This window comes from Paludisphaera rhizosphaerae (genome assembly GCF_011065895.1).
Lineage (GTDB): Bacteria > Planctomycetota > Planctomycetia > Isosphaerales > Isosphaeraceae > Paludisphaera > Paludisphaera rhizosphaerae.
The window spans coordinates 116813-138175 of sequence record NZ_JAALCR010000012.1 but is presented as its reverse complement, the minus strand read 5'-3'; the positions used below and the strand labels follow the sequence as shown (position 1 = coordinate 138175).

The window sequence follows — 21363 nt, the reverse complement described above, 5'->3', positions numbered from 1 at the left end:
TGGTTCTTGTCGATTGGGTTGTGCGGCGGAACGTCCGCGCGTCGTCCCAATCTTGCAGGGCCGCATTCATCGGAGCCGTTTATGAGCCGCCGCAAGAGCAAGCCCGCCCCCGAGTCCGAACTGGTCGAATCTGAAGAGGCGAGCTCGATCAAGCCGATCTCCGGTGCGCAGGCCGTGCGCAATGCCCTGGCCAAAGGGTTGACCGATATCGACGACATCGACGGATTCGTCCGCACGCAATACGGCAAGGAAATCCCTCGCCAGCAGATTTCCGCTTATAAGTCGCAGGCCAACAAGAAGGCGGGCGAGGCTCCCGTGCGGCGGGGCCGTCGGCCCAAGGCGGCCGTGGAAGGGTATCTCGCCCCGCCGCCCGCCGCCAAGGGAGACGGCGACCTGATCGACGCCCTGCGGGCGCTCAAGCCGCTGGTCGCCAAGGTCGGCGCGGACAAGGTCAAGGAACTGGCCGACCTGCTCTCCTGAGCAAGCTGAACCGCCTCGTCGCCGACCCCGATCCCCGGCCTCTTCAGCGCCGGGCGACCTGGTCGGTGGCCGTGGCGTAGGCGTCGAGGATGCCGGACCGGCCGGGGTGGATGGCCTCCAGCCCCAGTCGGGACTGAAGGCTATATGAGAGCCGGCTCCCCGCCCCGTGGAGAATCACCAGCCGCTGTTCGTCGGGGAGCGTCAGCAGCTCATCGACGTCCGAGAGGTCGATCTGGGGAAGCTCCGGCAGGGCCGTTCTCAGGATGAACCGGAGCCGGCCGCCGGGGTACGGGGCGTCGAGCGATCCGGGCTCGACGTCGGCGGCGAACTTCGTATTCGGCGGACTGACCACCGCGATGTGGCTGAACGGCCGCTCGCGGTTGCGCCTCAGGATCATCGTTCGGAGCATCAGCAGGTCGCTGGTCTCGACGTGGCGGAAGACCATTTCGCGGACCCCCAGGCCGACCGTGGCCGCCAGGGTGGCCAGCAGGAACGTCGCCAGCACCTGGCGCTGGCGGTCGTCGCGAGAGCTTGCCCACTTCTCGATCGCCCGGCCGAGGAAGATCGTCAGGACCAGCAGGTCGAGCGTCAGGTGGAGGCTCAGGGTGGTCCCCGGACTGGCTCCTCCCGAGAGCAATTCGTCGAACGCGCCGCGGAGGTCTCGGCTGGACCACCAGGCCAGTCCCAGGGCCGCCGCCGGCGCCAGGCCGATCAGCGCCCGGACCGACACTCGCCGGTTCACCAGGTCGGCCACCGTCGAGGCCGCCAGCAGGTTCAACGGGATCAGCAGGAAGATCTCCAGCGCCTGGCGGGGGCCGGTCGTCCAGAGCGAGAGCGCCAGCGCGGCGGTTCCCGCCCAGATGACCCAGAGCGATCCTCCCACCGTTTCGCGGCTGTCGGTCTCCGTCGCCAGCGCCGTGCGGATCGCTCGGCCGGCTCCGTAGAACGCCAGCGGCGCCGCCGCCGGGGCCAGCGACAGGATCCACGTCGCCAGGTTGTACGACTCGATCCAGCCCGAGGCCGGCAGCGTCAGCGGGGCGAACAGGCTCCAGCCGTGGGTCATGAACATGCGGGCGTGCCAGGGGGCGGCCACCACCGTCGCCACGCCGATCGCCAGCGCGGAGTCGATCGCCCCGCCGTCGCGAAGCCAGCACGTCCAACTCGCCCTGGCGCTCGGTCGGTAGTTCGGATCGGCCGAGGCGCTGACTCGCAGATAGATCTGATGCAGGGCGATCACCACCACGACGATCAGCCCGAAGGCCTCGACGGCCAGCAGCGAGCACCCCAGCGCCAGGCCCCCCACGGCCGACCAGAGCATCGACCGCAGTCTCGGATCGGCCGACTCGACGGCCAGCCTGGTTCTTACGGCGTAGGCGTGCAGGGCCGCCAGCGCGCCGGCCGCGGCGATCAGGTGGGGCGTCATCTCCTGCTCGCGCAGCAGGAGGCTGGGGCTGAAGGCCATCAGCAGGGCCGCGGTGAATCCCATTCCCCCGCCGCGCCAGAGCCGACCCTGAAGGTAGATGAGGATCACGATCCCCGCGCCGGCGGCGTAGCTGGGCAGGATGCAGGCGATGGGGTCGTAGTCGCCGCTGAGGGACATCCCGGCGGCGGCCAGCCAGGGGTAGAGCGGCGGCTGGAAGGCCACGCTGCGATACCCCGCCGACTCCCGTTCCGGCTTGATCGCGTCGCAGGCTCCCGTCTGGTCGACGACCATGCCGTCGATCGCCACGGCCAGGGCGCGAAGCCCCCAAAGCGGGCCTGGAGACGACAGGTCCCACGAGCGCATGGCCGCCAGTCCAGGAAGGACCGCCGCCAGCACGACCAGCGGGAAGAACATCGCTGATCGCGGGGCTGGCCGAAGCAGAGGTCGCGGCGACTGCGGGACGGCCGGCTTGAGCCGGGTCCTCAGAGTCGTCGACGGTCGTTTCGCTGGTCGCAGTACGCGCGCTCCCATCGTCTCATCCGTCCGGACCGTGATGTCGCCCGACCCATCGCCCTGGGCATGAGCCCCGGACGTGGTTCCCGTCGAAGTGGAGGTGGATTTCGATGGACCATACCATATCCGCAAAGATTGGGGGATAGGCCTTCGGTCCCTGCCAAGGTGCACGGAATCACCCCCTCAAACCCACTGACGACGCCTGCATCGCCACGACGACACCATCCCTCCTTATCGGCGCCGTCCCGAAATCCCGGCCACGGTTTTCGTCCTTCGCCGCTGGACAGCCTCCGATGCGCAGTCCGTTGCGCGGGACTCGGAGAACCTTTCTCGCCTGCCAGGCTTCCTCCGTCGGTTGGCTTCGGTTGCGAGCGAAGCCAATCGGGTTATGGACGTAATTGGTTGTGCAGAATGATGTTGTGCGTTGTTTTGGTGGGTTCGATCGGCAAGAAACAGCATGTCGTTGGTTGTCTCCATTCCACCGGTCGGCTCTCGATCCAGCCGGCGGAATGGGGGCGTCCTCTTTGGGAAGGCGTCAAGGAACCGTATTGCCAAGGAACCAGCCCGATTTCCCGTGCTTCTATCTTGAGAATGGCCTCTAGATGCGGGGGCTTAACAAGAATTTCTCGAGAATTGCGACGTCGCGGCGAACGGCATCGCGTTTGCCTAGGCTTTGATGTAACGGCGTCGTGAGAGGCCCTTCGCGATCCAGGTGGTTGCGACGAGACCTTCCGCCGAGGACCTCGAAAGTAACGATCCACGCGAAAGGGTCATGATCATGTTGCGCTGGGCGATCGCCTTCTTCGTGCTCGCGCTGATCGCGGGCTTCCTGGGCTTCGGCGGACTCGAGGGACAGTTGGCGGAGATCGCCAAGATCCTCGTGTTCGTCTTCCTCGTCCTGTTCGTGGTCTCGCTGATCTTCGGCCGTTCCGGTCCACCAGCCGTCTGACCGCCGACGATCACTCAATCCTGGTTCCCAGCGGTTCGTCTCGATTGCCATGAGGCGACCGCCATCGCCGACTCCCGAAAGGATGGCCACACCGCCGCCTTTCGGGAGTCGGCGACGTTTGTTGATGGACCTCACGGCTGTGCGGCGTAAAGGACGATGTTGACCGCGATCTTCAGGGCGCTCTCATAAGAGTAGCCCTGGCAGTCGATCGCCGTATGGCGCTCCAGGGCGCAGCCCAGGTCGTACTTGGAGTAGATCACCGCCCAGCGGCCCTCGACCTGGATGCCTTCGAGATGGGGGAAGGCGAGGCCGCCGCCGGCGCCGGCGTTGAAGCGGGACTGCGATAGGTCGAAGCCGAGCTTCGCCGAATAGATCGGGTCCTCGGGCGGGATCGGCACGAGCGGTCGGCCGGGCAGGACTCGCTTCATCAGCTCTCGAAACGAGGCGTCGAACGCCACGCCCCCGCAGGCGGCGTCGGCGAAGATCAGGCCTGCGCCGGGGTCGACATGGCGTCGGAGCGCCTCGACCTGGGCGTCGTTCAGTGTGGTCGCCCCTCGACCGTGGAAGTAGACCAGCGGGTAATACAGCAGCTTTGGATCGTCGGCCTGGGCTTCGAAGGGTCGGAGGTCGACCTGGAAGTTGAGCGGCGGCTTGCTCAGGGCGTCGGCCAGGTTGATCAGGGCTTTCGGGGCGATGTTCCAGTCGCCGGGGTGCTTGAGCTTGGCGAACCGCAGGACCCCTCGCGCGGGGATGTCGACCTTCTCGTCGATCCTCGGTGTCTCGCGGACGGCCAGCTTGTCGGGAGGGGGCTCGCGGCCGGTGGCGTAGTCGATGATGTTCCGCCCCACCAGCCGCGCCTTCTTGACGGCCGGGTCGTTCGGCGAGGCGTCCATCAGGTTCCAGCAGCAGGACAGGTCGACGGGGGCGTAGATCACCGCCGTCCGACACCCTCGTTCGATCCCCCAGAGCGGATGCACTCCCGGCGTCAATCGCTGGTTCGCCCGCCAGACGGCGTGATCGTCGGAGAGCCGGAGGAGCGGGGTATCGGGGAACAGCTCCTTCATGAGAACGCGGAAGGCGGCGTCGAATTCGGGGTTGTCGCAACAGGCTTCGGCGAGGAGGAAGCCCCCCTCCTCCACGTACTTGCGGAGGTTTTCCCTGGCCTGAGGGCTCAAGGCCGGGGCCTTATGGCCGTTGAGGAAGGCGATCGGGGCCTGAGCCAGCTCGACGGGGGCGGCGGTTTCCAGGTCGATCGTTTGCCAGTTGAGGAAGTGGCCCCAGTCGGCGGAGGTCGCGGCGACCAGGCGGCGGACGTCGTGCGGGTCGTTGTTCCAGTCGTCGCCGGGCCCGTGGCGGAGCTTGTGCACGAGGACCGGCGCTCGGCCCGTCCCCAGGAACAGCAGGGCGAAGCTCGTCGCCAGCATGGGCTGCTCCTCCATCGCCTCGCCGTGCCAGGCTCCCAGGATCTTGTCCTGGGCTGTGACGAGTTCCTCGGCCCCCTCGCGGTACCAGTCGTGCGAGCCGATGTATCGCACCCCCGCGAGTCGAGCGGTGCGCTCCAGGCCGTAGAGGTAGTAGTAGCGCCAGACCCCGGGGATGCGGGCGTTGACGTTCCCCTGGACGGTGAAGTTGCGGGCCAGCCAGGTCAGGCCGCGCTCGACGGCGTAGTCGGTCCGCGTCCGGCCGCAGTCCTTGATGCGACCGTCGAGCAGTTGCTCCCCCTCGTCGGTGCACCAGAACTCGGCCATGATCAGGCCCGAGATCCCCGCGGTGGTCATGCTGGACGTGCTCTTCAACTCCGGGTTGTGCGGGTGGTAGACCCAGCCGCCGTCGGCCCGCTGGCCCTTCCGCAAGGCCTTTCGGGCCCGCCGCCAGACCTCCTGGTCGACGGGGAACCCGGCCCGAGCCGCCGCGTCGAGGCCCAGCAGCGCGTACTGGGTGCTGGAGTCGTCGGTAGGCCGACGCTCGGTCTTCCGGTTCGAGGTGTGCGACCAGAGCCCCGGCCAGCCGCCGAAGACCTCTTCGCCCTCCCGGACCTGCGCCGCCTCCGCCCAGGCGACGTTCGCCGCGATCTTCGCCGCCAGCCGCCTGGGGTCGACCTCGCAGAAGACCATCGTCTGCAGGCCCACGGCGTAGTTGCCGTCGATCTCGTCGGCCGAGTACTGCTCCAGGTTCGCCACGGCGCGGCGGATCGTGGGCGAATCGACGGGCTCTCCGGCCGCGATCAGGGCATGCGTGATCAGGGCCGTCGTTCCGGCGGAGTGCTGGTGCTGGTTCCTGATCCGTTCCCAGGAGCCGTCGGCCTTTTGCTGGGATTTGAGATAGGCGATCCCTCGGCGGATGGCCTCCTCCACCTGCCTGGCCGTGACCTCCCCCCGCGCCGGGATCCCCTGCCCCGCCAGCACCACCGCCGCCAGCGCTGCGGCGCCGAGTAGGACGATGCGACTTCTCCGGCGGGAGGCCCCCCGTTCAGCAAACCTTGCTTCTTCCTTCATGGAATCATCTCCCAAGCAGCTCGGAAGCGCTCGGCGCCCTCGCCCGGCGATCCTGGCCCGCGTCCCTCCTGTCGGCCTTCATCTTACCGGACCTCCCACGACTGTACGAGGGTGTGCCGGCTCGCCTGGCGATTGGCTCCGTTTGCGACCGGAGCCAATCGTTTGTTTGATGCAAGGCTTTGATATAAATATGTTTAAGGTGTCGGCGGGTTGGCTTCGTTCGACTTCCTTGCGCGGGGCCGTCCTGAAATTCGGCGCGTGATTCGCAAGGCCCTGGGATCGCCGTTCCGTTGGGCGAGGGGGAATGGAGGACTCCTGGCCAGGTCGGAGAAATCCCCCAATCGCTCTCCGGCGTCCTTCACTTCGTCGCCGCTCAGGGGTATTGTTCGCCGCCCGCTCGAACGTCACGCGCGTCGCTTATCCATTCACCCTTTCGGCCTGGGAGCCCCTCGATGACCTCTCCTCAACGAGCCCGCCCTGGATTCACGCTGATCGAACTGCTGGTCGTGATCGCCATCATCGCTGTGTTGATCGCCTTGCTCTTGCCTGCCGTGCAGGCGGCTCGCGAGGCCGCCCGGCGCGTCCAGTGCACCAACAACATGAAGCAGATCGGCCTGGGCTTGCATAACTACCATAGCGCCAACGACAGCTTCCCCCCCGGCTCGCTCAACTCGCGGCAGACCAATCTGGCGCTCCAGGGCAACGGCGACTTCAGCCCCCACGTGCGGATGCTCGCGGCGATGGAGCAGCAGCCGATGTACAACACGGCCAACTTCAACATCTGCGCCTTCAACGACAACGTGAACAACGGCGACGCGATGAATTCCACCGCGACGACGTCGCGGCTCTCCGTCTTCCTCTGTCCCTCGGCTCCCCCGCCGAGCTACCTGGTGGCCGGCGGCAATTACAACACGACGACGATGGCGGTGAACGCCCCGGGCAACAGCTATTTCGCATCCCTCGGCGCGAGCATCGACTATCGGTTCGGCCAGGTCGGCGGGCCTCCCAACGGCATGTTCGGCCACAACGGTCCGGCCATCGGCGTCCAGTCCGTCACCGACGGCACCAGCAACACGATCGCCTTCGGCGAGTGGAAGCTGGGGACCGGGAACCTGGCCCAGATCTCGCCCCAGGACACGATCTTCATCGGCACCTTCCCGACCGGCATGTCGGCCACGGCGGCAGGCTCGGAGTACGTCTATCCCAGCAATTACCCCGTTCTTTCCACGTGGCTCGACACCTGCTCCGCCAGCAAGGCGACCAAGCGCGTCCGACACACGCCGATGCTTGGCATGACCTGGGGATGGGCCCTGACGACCTACACGTTCGGCAACCTGCTTCAGCCGCCGAACCCGTCGCGGCCGAACTGCTCGACCAACGGGACGGACAGCGTCGCGGCCCCCGGCGTCTTCGGCCTCAGCAGCTTCCACCCCGGCGGAGCTATGGTGCTGATGACCGACGGCTCCGTCCGATTCCTCAAGGACAGCACCAACATCAACGTCATCCTCGCTCTGGCCACCCGCGCCGGCGGCGAGGTCATCTCGTCCGACGCCTACTGACAGGCCTCGCGGTTGGCTTCGCTTACGACCGAAGCCAACTGCTTTGCCGATCGCAACCCCCGGCCCTGACGCGATTTGGATCGCCCCGCGCCGTGGGTTCGTTCGCGCGCTTTTCGCGACGACCGAGGACGATTCTCCCCAAGACCGAATTGCCAACGAGCCATCGAGAACGCGAGTCCCTCCGCCTATAAGGTGTCGCCAAATGACGATTGCCGTTACGAAATCCGCGAGAAAATACAGCGTGGGTGCCATGGCCACGCGTGCGTGGCCATGTGATCGGTGAGGCTCGTTCAGCTACCCCACGCCGGCTCATGGCCACGCAAGCGTGGCCATGGCACCCTAAGGCACTTGGAGAGGGAACAAGGTCGGGGCTGGGGTTGTTAGGCTCTTGCGGAGGTCAGGCTCGCGGTCGCCACGGACAATGACCACGGAACTCGATCCAGACAATTCAATCGCCCCCCCCACGCGGGCATGCTAGGCTCGATGGCATCCAGATTCGAGTCTCATTCGACGCTGTGGCCTCGAGGCAGCCGCCATGTCAGTACCCACCGCCCGACGCCGCGGCCCGACGCTCCTGTTGCTCCTGACGCTCGCCCTCTCCCCGCGTCCTTCGGCCGCTCAGCAGCAAGTTCAGCCCGGCCCCAATGACGCCTGGGTCGGCAAGCGCGTGATTACCCAGAGAGAGACGGCTCTCACCGGCGACGACAACGCGGTGGACGACGCCGACCGTACCCGGAACCTCGCCCGGGGCGACGAGCCGTCCTCGTACCGTGTCTACAAGGTGACGCGAGCCGACGGCGATCGGGTTTGGATCGTCGAGGAGAACGGTTCGGCTCGCGGCTGGGTCGAGCCCGAGTCCCTCGTCCCCGTCGAGCAGGCCGTCGATTTCTACTCCGACCTCATCCGCGCCAACCCGAACTCCGCTGCGAACTACATCTCTCGGGGCAACGCCTGGCTCGACCGCAAGGAGTATGACAAGGCGATCGCCGACCACGGCGAGGCCATTCGCATCGACCCGAACCACGCCCCCGCGTACGTCGATCGCGGCAACGCCTGGCTCGACAAGGGGGACCTCGGCCGGGCCATTACCGACTACGACGAGGCCATCCGAATCGACCCGGCCGGCGCAGTCGCCTATCAGAACCGCGGCCGCGCCCGATACGCCGAGAAGGATTACGGCAAGGCCGTCGCCGACTTCAACGAGGCCGTCCGGCTCGAGCCCGCTTACGCAGCCGCCTTCCACAATCGAGGCCTCGTCCGGTACGCCGAGAAGGAATACGACAAGGCGATCGCCGACTTCGGCGAGGCCGTCCGCCTCGCCCCGGGATTCGCCCTCGCCTACCGCAAGCGCGGCAACTCCTGGTATTCCAAGGAGGATTACGCCAAGGCCACGGCCGACTACGACGAGGCCATTCGCCTCGATCCAGGCAACGCCGCTGCGTACATCGATCGCGGCGACGCCTGGTATGCCAGGAAGGACTACGAGAAGGCGATCGCCGACTACAACGAAGCGATCCGTCTCGACCCGGAGAACGCCTACGCCTACTGCCTGCGCGGCTACACCTGGCACGCCAGGAAGGAGTACAGCAAGGCGAGCATCGACTATGGCGAGGCGATCCGCCTCGCCCCGGAATACGCCTCCGCCTACGACGGCCGCGGCCGCGCGTGGTACGCCATGGAAGAGTACGACAAGGCCATGGCCGACTACAACGAGGCCATCCGCCTCAACCCGTCCTACGTCACCGCGTACCTCGATCGCGGCAATCTCTGGTGCAGGAGATACTTCATCGCCTCCACCGATGAAGCCGACGCCGAGCGCATCGCACAGGAGTGCGAGAGGGTCATCGCCGACTACACCAAGGTCATCCAACTCGACCCGACCTACGCCGTCGCCTACCGCAACCGCGGCAACGTCTGGCTCAACGAAAAGAAGTACGCCAAGGCCGTCGACGACTTCAACGAGGTCATCCGACTCGCGCCGACCGACGCCCTCGCCTACCGCGGGCGCGGCGACGCCTGGTTCGCCACCCAGCAGTACGACGACGCCATCGCCGACTACAACCAGGTCGTGCGACTCGACCCGACCGACGCCCTCGCCTACCGCAGCCGGGGCGTCGCCTGGTCTGGTAAGGAGGAATACGACAAGGCCATCGCCGACTTTACCGAGGTCATCCGACTCGATCCGGGAGACACCCGAGGCTACTGCATTCGCGGCTACACCTGGTACCTCAAGAAGGATTACGAAAAGGCCGTCGCCGATTTCAGCGAGGCCATCCGAATCTACCCCTGGTGGTCCGCCTCCTTCAGGGGGCGCGGCGAGGTCTGGTACGCCATGAAGGCTTATGACAAGGCGATCGCCGACGACAACGAGGCCATCCGGCTCGATCCGACCTATGCCGCCGCGTACATCGACCGCGGCTCCGCGTGGTTTGCCAAACGGGAGTACGAGAAGGCGATCGCCGACGCCAACGAGGCCATCCGGCTCGACCCGAAGAACCCGCGAGGCTACGACATCCGAGGTGCCGCCGAGCAGTTCCAGAAGCAATACGACAAGGCCATCGCCGACCACGACGACGCGATCCGACTCGATCCGGCGAACGTCGACGCGTACATCGCCCGAGGCAACGCGTGGACGTGTCGGGGAGATTACGCCAAGGCGCTGGCGGACTGCAATTCGGCCATCTCCAAGGACGACTGGAAGAGCGAGCAATCCGTCTACGCGACGATCATCGGCGTTCTCGCGGCGCGTCGAGAGGGGAAGAACGACGTCGCCCGGGAGATGCTCGACGCGGCCGACAAGAAGGCGGACAAGACCTCGCTCCCTTACCCGGTCGTGAAATACCTGCGCGGGGAGATCGACGCAAAGGCCCTGACGGCCCTGGCCACCGACGTCGAAAAAGAGACGGTCGTCCGCTGCTACCTGGGCCTGGATCAGGCCGCCAGGGGCGAGATCGCCTCGGCCCGCGAAAACCTCCTCTGGGTCAAGGATCGAGGGGCGACGACCTTCCTGAATGTCCCCCTCGCGATCGCTGAACTGGACCGGATCGACGCGGCGAAGCCGGCTGCACAATGAGACGTGAAGCGGCATCGCTCGTTGAGGCTGCGTAGAGGCTCATGTAAAATAATGCCGACGCGAATTGCGCCATTTGAACGGAGCCTGGTGGGTTGTCTCGATGTGCTTCATGACGGCCCTAGGCGAATGCCATGAAACAGCCGCGGGTCCAGTTCACCGTCCGCCGCCTGATGATCGCCGTGGCGATCCTGGGCTTCGTGCTGGCGGTGATAATCATGGTCAAGCGGTCACGCGAGTTCCGCGAACTCGCCCTGGAAAACGCCGACGCCGAGCAGTTGAGCCAATCCTACGCAGACGAAGCGCGCGGGGAGGACGGCGACCCTCAGCGGGTGGCGAGGGGCGAGCAAATGGCCGCCTACCACCGGGCTCTCAAGGCCAAATACGAGCGAGCCGCCCTCTACCCGTGGCTGCCGGTGGAGCCCGACCCACCCGATCCAGAGCCGCCGAAGTGAGGAATCCGCCAAGTCGCGGAGCCTCTTCGTAGATTGCCGGAAGTCGACATCACTGGCAGGTTACACCTTCTAGGTTGATGACGCGGCCTCCTCGCGCCGGACGATGGTCACCGGGCTGATAACGGAGAAGGACTGGCGAACTGCCCCGCAGTCGTCGTGGCACAATTCTCCGACGCCTCGTCATCAGAAAGATGCTAGAACTCTTCGGAGAGAACGCGAGACGCGGCGGCGCTGCCTCGTCTGGGGTCCATCGGGGAACGCATTCATGAGCGGACGAGAGATCACGGCCGATCGCCGGGCGTGGCTGGCGGGGGAACTATCGGCCTGGGAGGGGCTGGGGCTGGTTGACGGCAATCAGGCCAAGCGGATTCTCGGGCTGTACGAGGGGGGGACGGCCGAGGCGGAGTCGGCGCGGCGGAACGATCGGGCGAGTGCGGCGGTGATGGGGCTGGGCGGGCTGTTGATCGGCCTGGCCATGTTCACGGCCGTCGCGTTCAACTGGAGCGAGCTGCACGCCTGGACCCGCATGGCCTTGATCTTCGTCGTCCTGGGGGCGACCTACTGGGGAGCCTGGACCCTCCGCCGTCGCGGGTTCGTGACGGGCTCGAACGTCGTCTGCTTCCTCGGCTGCCTCTTCTATGGGGCGGCGATCTGGCTGATCGCGCAGACGTTCAACCTCAACGTCGAGGGGGTGGACGGCTTCTGGTGGTGGGGCGTAGGGGTCTTGCCGTTCGCGCTGATCGTTGGGTCGTGGCCGCTGCATGCGCTGGTCGCGGCCACACTGGCCTACTACGCGGGGATGACGATCTTCGGCCCGCTGGCGACCGACTTCCGATCGTGGCGGTCGTTCGTCGAGCCCGCCTGGAGCGTCCCCGCGCTGACGGCGGTCGGCATGGCATGGGCTTACAGGCATCGATCGCGGGCCGTGCTGGCGTTGTACGTCGCGACGGCCACGGTCTGGCTGCTGGGCGCTCCGCTCATCGGCAAGCTCGACGCCGCGCCGATCTTCTGGGCCGGCCTGGTCGGTTCGCTGCTGCTCCTGGTCGCCGAGTGCCACTCCCCCGCGTGGGGGCTGGGGATTCCCTACCGGTTCTTCGGCGTCGTTCTGGTGGGCGGGCTGCTCTTGCCGCTGAGCACCTACGCGGCGAATCGGGCGATGGCCGGAGAACTCGGGACGACGGCCACCGCGACGGCCATCGAATCGGCCGTGGCGGTCGTGCTGGCGGCGATTCTCTTCTTCATCGCGGCCGACCGCGACGGCCGACGCAGCGGTTCGCTGGCGAGCGGCGTGCTGGCCTCGCCGGGGCGCTGGTTCCCGCTGGCGATGATCGGGCTGTTCGCCGGCATGGGCTTGTGGAACGCCGCCGGCGGCGAGCCGTTGCTGACGACGATCGCGGCGAACGTCGCAATGGCCGGGCTGGCGATCTGGCTGACGATCGTCGGCGCCCGCGAGGACCGCGGTCGACCCTTCGCCGCGGGCGTCGCCTACTTCCTACTCTGGTCCGTCTCCCGCTACATCGACCTGTTCAGCGGCTTCGGCGGCATGCCCGGCGCGGCCCTGATGTTCCTGGCCTGCGGTGCCGCGCTCGTCGCGGCGGCCGTGATCTGGCGACGGTTGAAGGAGGCTCATCACGGAACCTCCTCGCTCAACCCCACGACATGATGTCCGACCTGGGTGTGGGGCGGTTGCACGACCGTCGCCGATCACATGCCCACGCGAGCTTGGGCATGGCACCCAGCTTCAATTTTCGATCATGTGAAATTGACGTTTGATAGTATTGCGGGAGGAATTCCTCGCCATGTCGTCCACGCCTGACGTCCCGCCTCTGGCCGATCCCGATTTCGCGCCGACGCGGGGCTTCCCGGTTCGCGAATCGGCCCTGCTGATCGCCGCCGCCGTCTTTCAGCTTTTGATCCTGGCCGGGATGATCGCCGCCGCGACGACGGCACGCCACGGGGCGGATCGGATGCTGGTCCAGGTGATCCCGCTGGACCCTCGCGACATGTTCCGCGGAGAGTACGTCATCCTCTCGTACGGCTTCAGCCGCGTGCCGGCCGGGGGCGTCGAGGGCCTTCCCGGCCCGTACACCACCGACAATCAGTCCGAATGGCACGGCCGCGCCGTCTTCGTGCCGCTGACGCCCATCGAAGGCCGCGAGGACCGGTACACCTCCGGCCTCCCAAGCGTCACCCGCCCGCCGAGGGGCGTCTCGTTCCTCCAGGGAACTCTCGAAACGCCTTCGGAGATCGACTACGGCATCGAGACCTTCTACGTCCAGGAAGGGGGCGGCCCGCCTTACGAAGCAGCCGCCCGCGAGCGCAAGCTCTGGGCCGAATTGGCCGTCAACCGCCATGGCCACGCGAGCGTGACCGGCCTGGTCATCGACCAGCAGCCGACGCCGGCGGAGCCCTCGCAACCGCAGCCGTGAGCCTCGCTCCGACGTTTATGGGTTGGAGCGGCTGCGGAGGGAGTCATCATTCGGCCGGAAGTGTTCTAGGTTGATCCTCGGAGCGAAAGGATAAGCGCCCCGAAGGATCACCCTCCCGATGCCTAACAGCCGAATCAGCAACCGTCGCCGCGTCAACCCCCGCCGCACTGGCCGTCCGAATCTGGACGCCCTGGAGCCGCGCATCTGCCTGTCGTCCATGCGCGGGAGCGGGTCGACGTCGGGCGGCGTGGACGCCCTGGCGCTCGGCGACGTCAACGGCGACCAGGTGGCGGACTTCGCCGTCGTGAAGCGTGTGGGGAAGTCGAGCGAGGTCGTCATCTACAGCGGCTGGGGCCGCGATGCGGATACGTCCACCGGCTCCGCGCCCAACGTCCTGGCGACGATCCAGAACCCGCTGTATCAGGGGGGCGGCTCGTCGGGGAACAACCCGCTGTACAACGGGTCGTTGCGGATCGCGCTGGCGGACCTGGACGGCGACGGCGTTTCCGACCTGGTCGTGGCTTCGGCGAAGGCGGGGACCGTCACGGCCTGGAAGTTCCAGGTGCAGGGATCGTCGCCGGTGAACGCGAAGGTGACACCCATCCTCATGGCCTCGCCGACGACGCTGCCGGGCTTCAAGCCGGGCGTCGGCGTGAGCATCGCCACGGGCGACCTGGACGGCGACGGCGTCGATGAGCTGGTCGCCGCGCCCTCGGGCGCCGGGCGGGGCTCGCGGTCGATCGTCGAGTTCGGGCTGGCGTCCGGGGGGGCGTGGGTCCAGAAGAAGACTCTCTCTGCGCCGCCGATCTCGACGCGGTCGGGCGTCGCGGTGGCCGTGGGGGACGTCACGGGCGACGGCAAGGCCGACGTCGCCGCCGCCTCGCAGGCCGACGGCAAGGTCTCCGTCTACGACCCGACGGTCGATCAGTGGACCTGGACCGTCCACCCGCTCAAGGTCCGTTCCGGAACGGCGCGGATCACGGTCGTCTCGTCCGAGAACGCCCCCGGGGCGATCGTGGAGACCGGACGCGAGAGGAACAGTAACACGTCCAAGGGGTCGATCGTCGTCTGGGGCGACCCGCACGAGAAGAAGTTCACGCCGGCCGTCTCCCCCGGCGGCGGAGACCTCGTGCCGATGGGCGCGGGCTTCGTCTACCAGCGGAGCACGCTGACGGGGCTCGACGGCACCTTCCCCTACAGCGAAGGCCCGGTCACGCCCACCATCTTCTTCGCCTCGACGGCCGCGTCGGACAAGCTCGTCATTCAGGGCTTCGGCGCGGACATGCTCCCCAGCAAGGCCGATACGAAGGTCGAACCGCTGACCGATTCGGACAAGGCCGCGTTCCACCCGCTCCAGGGTAAGAAGGACGCCGCCACCGGGGCCGGCGGCGCAGCGGCCGAGGTGGGCCTCGTCGCCTATCCGTCGATCAAGTACACGTCGCCCTATTCCATCGACCTCTCGTCCGCACCGGCGGGCTTCGACAAGGGGCTCTGGGACCGCACCGTCAGCGCCCCCTCGGGCGACGGCTGGGGGCCGGACGTGAATCCTAACAAGGCCCCGGACGTCCCCAAGGACTCCTCCAACGACTGGCTCCGCGAGCGCGTGATCGCCGCGTACATGAGCGCGATCGGCGTCGACTACCAGCACCACCACGATCCGACCTGGCTCCCCGACCAGGGCTCGCGGTGGAACGCCCAGACGACGGCCCCCTATCAGAGCCAGGGGGTCGACTGCACCAACTTCACCGCCTGGGCCTACGCCGACGCCCTGGGCGTGACCATCCCCGCCGCCACCGACGCCCAGGGCGCCGTGAGCGCCTCGGACCTCGACGGCGTGACGATCCCCGCCTCGCTGGCCGACCGCGTCTCGGTCCAGACGATCGAGCACTGGTCGAGCTACGAGGACCTGGTCTCGCAGCTCGAGCCCGGCGACATCCTGATCATCAACGGCGACGGCGAGAAGCCGACCCACGCGATCACCTGGCTGGGAGACTACGGCAAGGATTCCAACGGCGTCGACCAACACCTCATCATCGACTCCACGGGGATCACCCCGAACCACATCGACTCCAACAACCGCGTCATCCCCGAAGGCGTCCAGATCCGTCCCTTCGGCGCGCCGGGGTCGGCGAACGACTGGTACTACAATCATGTGGGCCACGTGCTGCGGCTCATCAATGCGGACTCAACCGCCATCCAGCCCATCGCCGGCAGCGCCCTGCCCACGGTCTCGGCCGACGCCGACCTGAAGCCGCTCAAGGCCGACGACGTCGCGACCGCCCTGATCGTCGTCCGTCCCCGACCCGACTCGGCGAGCCTCCCCTCCCTCGAGTCGCTGGCCGAGGCCCCGCTCGACCAGAGGACCTACCTCACCCGCGAGCAGTTCGCCGCCCGCTACGGGGCCGACCCGACCGACGTCGCCGCCGTCACGAGGTGGGCCCAGGGCCAGGGCCTCAAGGTCGACTCGACGGACGTCGGCACGCGAATGATCACGATCTCCGGCAAGGCCTCCGACCTGGAGGACGCCTTCGGCACGATCCTCTACAAGAGCGACGGCGACGTCAACGGCCCCTGGGTTTACAAGGGGGAGATCGGCGTCCCCGCCGCGCTCCACGGCGTCATCCAGGGCGTCTTCAGCATCGACCCGAGCGGCTCGGGCTCGGGGGGCTCCGGCGTCGAGTCCAACGACCAGCCAGCCGACGACGAGTCGAAGAGTGAGGGCTACACGCCCGCGCAGCTGGCCGAGCGCTACAAGTTCCCCGATGCCACCGGCCTGGGCCAGACGATCGGGATCATCGAGAGCGACGGCCTGCTCGACGCCTCGGCGCGGAAGGACTTCAAGGAGTATTTCGACCACCTGGGCCTCGCCACGCCGACGATCGAGGTCGTCGGTCAGGGGAAGGCCGCGACCGACGACGAGATGTACCTGGACGTGGAGACGATCGGCGCACTGGCGAACGACGCGACGCTCGTCGTGTACTTCGGCGTCGGCGGCTCCGGCGACTTCTTCCAGTCGATCCAGAAAGCCATCCACGACCCGACCCGAAACCTCGACGTCCTCTCGATCAGCACCTCGATCGCCGAGCCGTACCTGTCGTCGATGTACCTGGACGTCGCCTCGGAGGCCTTCCTGGAGGCGGCCGTGATGGGGGTCTCGGTCTTCACCTCGGCCGGCGACTGGGGCTCGTCGCGGGGCATCGCCGACGGCCTGGCGCACCAGGAGTTCCCCTCGAGCAGCCCGTGGGTCACGTCGGTCGGCGGGACCTCCCTGGCGCGCGGGGCAGACATCGACGAGGAGGTCGTCTGGAATAACTTCACGATCGAGAACGGCTACCTGATCGGCAAGAAGGACGCCACCGGAGGCGGAGTCAGCCAGCACTTCGACATGCCCGACTACCAGAAAGGCGTCAATCAGGGCCTGGACCCGACCTCGGTCGACCCGGGACACTCCACCGGCCGCGGCGGCCCGGACGTCGCCTCGATCGCCGACCCCAAGACGGGCATCCTGATCCGGGCCCGCGGCAAGTTCCTGCACGACGGCGGAACCAGCGCCGGGGCCCCGGCATGGGCCGCGCTCGCCGCCCGGATCAACCAACTCCTGGGCAAGAACGTGGGCTTTTACAACACACTGTTGTACGGGCCGCTCGTCGGAACGGGCTCCACCCACGACGTGACCGAGGGGGACAACACCTCCAGCCACATCGACCTGGAAGGGAATCAGATTCCCACCTACCTGGGCTACAGCGCCCACGAAGGTTGGGACATGACCACCGGCTGGGGCAGCCCCATCGGCAAGAGGCTGCTGGCGGAGCTTCAGGCCCTGAGCCAGAAGAAGAACTGATCCGCCCTTCGATCGACGGCCCTTTTCAGGAGGGCCAGTTGACCGCCCGCAAAACGACCAGGCCGATGTCCTCGCGGGCGAACTCCGCGCCGATGTAGCAGGGGGAGGCCAGGTTCAGCTTGGCGAGCCGGCCTCGCTCCACGACGGCGTTGGCCACATTCTGAAGGAGGACGGCGATCTTGCCGGTGGGGTCGGCACCGCCCGGGTTCTTGCGGTCGAGGAAAAAGGGCTCCCAGTCCGGGAAGTGGATTCGGGCGAATTCCGAGTGGGCGAATTCGGCCGTGGATGGGGACTGAGGGCGGATCGGCGAGCGGTTGAGGTGGTAGGCCGCATTCCGCCAGCCGTATTCGGTGCTCAGGGCCATCGTCCGACGGCGGACCACCAGCGCCTCGTGCCGCTTCGCCCGCCGCAGCGCGTTCTCCGGCGTGTCGAACGCGATGACGACGTCGCCGAAGCACTCGCCGACCGCGAAAGCCAGGAACGCGCAACTGTCCTCGGGACGCTCACGGGCGAACCGGTCGATCGCGGTCTCGCAGGCCTGCACCAGACGGGCCGAAGCAGACGGCCAATCGGGCTCGGGGGGTATCGCTGGGTCCATCACGGATGAATGCGCCGTCGTCGGATCGTTCATGGGATCAGGCCGTCCGCGCGGTCGGCGAGAGAGCCCGACGCGTCGCCTTCTCTATTTTAGCCGGTCGAGTGGATTGGGGCGAGCGAGGAACAAGGATGGACTCAAGACGTCAGGTCGTCCGAGGCGATTGGAGCCTGGCCTGAGCCGCGAACCCGAAGAACGCGAACCTCGTCGCCGATGATGAGGAAGAGGGCTCGATAATTTCGGCCTGCACGAGTGCGGAATAGAGCCTGCCGAATCTCTTCACCCACATCCTCCGCCTCGAGAGCGAGTGGGGCGATGAACGGGTTGACCTCAAGCCTGCTCATCGTCTTATCGAATTCATCGAGCAGCCGAGCGGCTCCGCCCGGCGATCGCTCGGCGATATAGGCAAGGATCTCGTCGAGATCCTCCCATGCTTTCGCGAGAATACGGACTTGATAGGTCATGACGATGCGGGTAGGCCGTGCTTCGTACGCAACTCGGCGACGGCCTGCTTCCACGGCGTTCCAACGTCGCCTGCCCGCATGTCGTCGAGCGCCTCGCGGATCGCTTGAACGGTCTCGGCCCGGTCGCCCCTGGTGTTCTCGACCTCCCACAGGACGAGGGCTTCTTGAAGAGTCGGCTCAACGCCTTCGCCGGAAAGCCGAGCGTCGGCGAAGTCACGGAAGGCGCGTAGGTCGTTAATTCGATCGACGGGCATGATAGGCGGCTCCTCGTCAGGCTCCCGCGATCATTATACCGTACAGGCTTCGCTCAGTCGTCCGCGCCCACTGTGGCGAAGGCGGGGGAAGCGAGCGGTGATTCGAAGCGTGACAGGTGGACCGAGGCGTCGTCCGACTCGGCGGCGGCGACGAGGTTCAACTCGGTCTCGAACCGGAAGGCCCGGCGACGGTCCTCGCATTCGATCAGGAAGATCGTCGGCTGACGCTTTTCCATGATCTTGTGGATCACGATCCCCTGCGAGGCGCGTCCGGTGGTGGTCTGAAAGGCCACGAGATCGCCCAAGGCGAAAGGCCGCTTCATGGTTTCACCCTCCCTGGTAAAACGACGTCGGCAGAATCCATCGGCGGCATCCTAACGTCTTCTCCCGATTCGTCAGCGCCGATCTGGAAAAATCCTCAAGTCGGAACGAATGAGGGCCGAAGACGCCCCTCGGAAGGCTATGATGGACGCCGGACGGATCTCCCTCCTGCACTCCTTCCACTGTACAAACTGATTTGCGGAGCATGCCCATGTCGAGTCGTCGAGGATTCCTGGGAACGGTGATGGCGGGGGCGGCGCTGGCCGGCGGCGCGAGTGCGGCCGTGGGCGCTGCGGGCAAAGGGCGGATCATCGGTGCGAACGACCGGATTCGGTTCGGCCTGATCGGCGCCGGGTCACGCGGCAAGGAGATCCTCAAGCCGGCCGTCGACAGCCCGAACGTCGAGTGCGTCGCCCTGGCCGACGTCTACTCCGGCCGCTTCCCCGACGCCCAGAAGATCGCCCCGGGGGCGAAAACCTACCAGGACTACCGCAAGCTGCTGGAAGACCCGTCGATCGACGCCGTTCTGATCGCCACGCCGCAGCACTTGCACGCGCGACATTTCGTTGATGCGATCGCCGCCGGCAAGGACGTCTATCAAGAAAAGACGATGGCGTTCGACGCCGACCACGCCCGCCGGATGCGCAACGCTTTGGACGGCTCCGGGCGGGTCGTGCAGGTGGGGCTCCAGTGGAACTCCAGCGGCGGCGTGCAGAAAGTTCGCGAGCACGTGAAGTCGGGCGAGTTGGGGACGATCTCCATGCTGGAGACCCACCACTTCCGCCAGACCCCCTACGGCGGCTGGACGCGGGAGATCCCCACGGGCTTCGACCGTTCCCAGGTCGACTGGGAGGCCTTCCAGGGCGACGCCAAGCGCGTTCCCTTCGACGCCGACCGCTACTTCAACTGGCGGTTCTACTGGGATTACTCCGGCGGCAACGTGTTCGAGAACATGGTGCACATCGCCGCCTTCTGGTTCGCCTCGCTGGATCTGTCGATCCCGCAGAGCGTGACCTCGCTGGGCGGCAACTATCAGTCGCCGAAGATGAGCCCGCCGGACGCCTTCACGGTGACGATGAAGCATCCGGAGAATCTGCTCTTCTCCTTCACGTCGATGTTCAACAACGGCTTCTACGGCGAAGGCCGTAACACGCTCTTCGGCAGCAAGGGGACCCTCGTCCACACCCTGGCCGACAACATGACCGTCGTCCCCGCCAAGGGGAAGCTCGACGAGACGGCCCTCGCCGGCAAGGTCCACAACCCGACCGACGTCCACATGCGGAATTTCTTCGACTGCGTCCGCACCCGCAGCGAGCCGACGTCCCCGTTCGAGCTGGGCTTCCGCACCGCCGTCGCCTGCCGGATGGCCGTCGAAGCCTACCGCCGCGGCACGACGGTCCACTGGGACCCGGCGACCGAAACCATCATCTGAGCGTGACGCGAGGAACTGGGCGGCCCAACTCGACCGCGGGCCGCCCAGGACTCGAAACCTCGGATCAGGCCTCCGCGGCGGCCTCCTCCGCCTCGTCCTCGCGGCGGGCGCGGGCGAGGCGTTGGGTTTCCATGGCGTGGACGAGCTGGTCCTGCGCCTCGGCGACGTAGGCGGCCCAGTCGGTGGAGAAGTCCTGACGGAAGGCTTCGATGTAGCCGGGCTCATACTGGCGGGAGAGCCACTTGAGCTGGTGGAAGACCTTGTGGGCGAGGGTCTGGATCTCCTCGGCGTTTTCGGACTCGCGATCGGGCCCGGCCTGGTGGTAGCGGAACCGACCGATCCAGACCTTCAACCGGGCGTACTGCTCCAGTTTCGCCAGGTGGGGGTAAGCGTTCAGGCCGGCCTCGACCTCGTGGGCCAGAAGCTGGAGCTGGCCGCCGGGGAAATGGCTCTCGGCGTCCCAGAGGAGGCGGTCCTCGGCGGCGAACGCCTCCACCAATTCGGGCTGGAGCCGCTCCAGTTCGCGGCGAAGCTGCCGATAGGCGTCGACGGCCGTGCGAAGCTCGCGGCGGCACTCCTCCAGCTCGCGGGTCGCCGCCTCTAGCTCGGTCCTCGCCTCCTTGCGGATGCGCTCGATCTCGGCCTGTGAGGTGGCGATGAGTTGCTCGGCGTCGGCGTCGGAGGACAGCGACGACTTGAACTGGGCCAGCTTGCGGACCAAATCCTTCAACAACTGCTCGTCGGAGTCGGCCTGCTCCAACGCCCGACTCGAGGCCGGTCGGGCGTTTCGCATTCGCTCCAACGCCTGACGCGACCGCGCCTCGGCCTCGCGAAAGTGCTCGGCCGCCTGCCGGGTCTCCGCCTCGATCTTCCGGGCGCGGGTCTTCGCTTCAGCCTGACGGACTAACTCGGCCAATTGTGCAAGCGATGGAGTCATTTTCCGATCTCTTCCACGATTTTCTTAGTCGAAACCGACCGGCGAACGTCCCGTCGCAGCGTTCGGCCTTCGCGACTTCTCATAGATAGCGGAATCGTCGGCACCTCGCATGAGGGCATGGGGCGGGTGGGGCCTGAACCCCGGGG

16 protein-coding genes are annotated in these 21363 nt (G+C 66.8%); 9 read left to right on the top strand and 7 right to left on the bottom strand.

Annotation, left to right across the window (positions count from 1 at the left end):
- Window positions 1–81: 81 nt before the first annotated feature.
- Entirely contained in the window at window positions 82–480 is a 399-nt protein-coding gene (locus tag G5C50_RS17095) for a hypothetical protein (protein ID WP_165071319.1), read from the top strand.
- Between the two features lie 43 nt (window positions 481–523).
- Here the strand turns inward: G5C50_RS17095 and G5C50_RS17090 are convergent, their stop codons facing one another.
- Window positions 524–2317 (bottom strand): glycosyltransferase family 39 protein, encoded by a 1794-nt coding sequence (locus G5C50_RS17090; RefSeq protein ID WP_165071317.1) that lies wholly within the window; start codon window positions 2315–2317, stop codon window positions 524–526.
- Window positions 2318–3194: 877 nt separating this feature from the next.
- Between G5C50_RS17090 and G5C50_RS17085 the strand changes: the two genes are divergently transcribed.
- Entirely contained in the window at window positions 3195–3365 is a 171-nt protein-coding gene (locus G5C50_RS17085; RefSeq protein WP_165071461.1) for a DUF1328 family protein, read from the top strand.
- 131 nt (window positions 3366–3496) lie between these two features.
- Here G5C50_RS17085 and G5C50_RS17080 read toward each other — a convergent pair whose 3' ends face one another.
- Entirely contained in the window at window positions 3497–5860 is a 2364-nt protein-coding gene (locus tag G5C50_RS17080) for a DUF4159 domain-containing protein (RefSeq protein ID WP_165071316.1), read from the bottom strand.
- A gap of 452 nt (window positions 5861–6312) precedes the next feature.
- Here G5C50_RS17080 and G5C50_RS17075 point away from each other — a divergent pair, with 452 nt between their 5' ends.
- The 6 genes from G5C50_RS17075 to G5C50_RS17050 all read left to right on the top strand — a co-directional run bounded on the left by G5C50_RS17075 (window position 6313) and on the right by G5C50_RS17050 (window position 17214).
- Complete coding sequence (locus G5C50_RS17075) at window positions 6313–7419, top strand: DUF1559 family PulG-like putative transporter (protein ID WP_165071314.1); 1107 nt, start codon at window positions 6313–6315, stop codon at window positions 7417–7419.
- A gap of 535 nt (window positions 7420–7954) precedes the next feature.
- Window positions 7955–10492, top strand: a complete 2538-nt coding sequence (locus G5C50_RS17070; RefSeq protein ID WP_165071313.1) for a tetratricopeptide repeat protein — start codon at window positions 7955–7957, stop codon at window positions 10490–10492.
- Between the two features lie 131 nt (window positions 10493–10623).
- Complete coding sequence (locus tag G5C50_RS17065; protein ID WP_165071312.1) at window positions 10624–10944, top strand: hypothetical protein; 321 nt, start codon at window positions 10624–10626, stop codon at window positions 10942–10944.
- 265 nt (window positions 10945–11209) lie between these two features.
- A complete protein-coding gene (locus tag G5C50_RS17060) occupies window positions 11210–12607 on the top strand; it encodes a DUF2157 domain-containing protein (protein WP_165071310.1) in 1398 nt (465 codons plus the stop codon).
- Between the two features lie 136 nt (window positions 12608–12743).
- On the top strand, window positions 12744–13373 hold the full coding sequence (locus G5C50_RS17055; RefSeq protein ID WP_165071309.1) for a GDYXXLXY domain-containing protein: 630 nt from the start codon (window positions 12744–12746) through the stop codon (window positions 13371–13373).
- 118 nt (window positions 13374–13491) lie between these two features.
- Window positions 13492–17214: a protease pro-enzyme activation domain-containing protein gene (locus tag G5C50_RS17050; RefSeq protein ID WP_165071307.1), complete on the top strand. Its 3723-nt coding sequence runs from the start codon at window positions 13492–13494 to the stop codon at window positions 17212–17214.
- Between the two features lie 25 nt (window positions 17215–17239).
- Here G5C50_RS17050 and G5C50_RS17045 read toward each other — a convergent pair whose 3' ends face one another.
- From G5C50_RS17045 to G5C50_RS17030, 4 genes are all read right to left on the bottom strand, one after another.
- Entirely contained in the window at window positions 17240–17845 is a 606-nt protein-coding gene (locus G5C50_RS17045; protein WP_165071306.1) for a hypothetical protein, read from the bottom strand.
- 101 nt (window positions 17846–17946) lie between these two features.
- Window positions 17947–18273 carry a type II toxin-antitoxin system RelE/ParE family toxin gene (locus tag G5C50_RS17040; protein WP_165071305.1) on the bottom strand — a complete coding sequence of 109 codons (327 nt, stop codon included), beginning with the start codon at window positions 18271–18273 and terminating at the stop codon, window positions 17947–17949.
- Window positions 18270–18527, bottom strand: coding sequence for a hypothetical protein (locus tag G5C50_RS17035; protein ID WP_165071303.1), 258 nt, complete (start codon window positions 18525–18527; stop codon window positions 18270–18272). Before G5C50_RS17035 ends, G5C50_RS17040 begins: the two co-directional genes overlap by 4 nt.
- A 53-nt stretch (window positions 18528–18580) precedes the next feature.
- The gene (locus G5C50_RS17030; RefSeq protein WP_165071302.1) at window positions 18581–18850 is read right to left on the bottom strand and encodes a hypothetical protein; all 270 of its coding nucleotides are present in this window, start codon (window positions 18848–18850) and stop codon (window positions 18581–18583) included.
- 209 nt (window positions 18851–19059) lie between these two features.
- On the opposite strand from G5C50_RS17030, the gene G5C50_RS17025 reads away from it, so the two are divergent.
- Entirely contained in the window at window positions 19060–20280 is a 1221-nt protein-coding gene (locus tag G5C50_RS17025; protein ID WP_165071300.1) for a Gfo/Idh/MocA family protein, read from the top strand.
- A 64-nt stretch (window positions 20281–20344) separates the two neighbouring features.
- On the opposite strand, the gene G5C50_RS17020 is transcribed toward G5C50_RS17025, so the two are convergent.
- Window positions 20345–21217, bottom strand: coding sequence for a hypothetical protein (locus G5C50_RS17020; RefSeq protein ID WP_165071298.1), 873 nt, complete (start codon window positions 21215–21217; stop codon window positions 20345–20347).
- Window positions 21218–21363 lie beyond the last annotated feature (146 nt).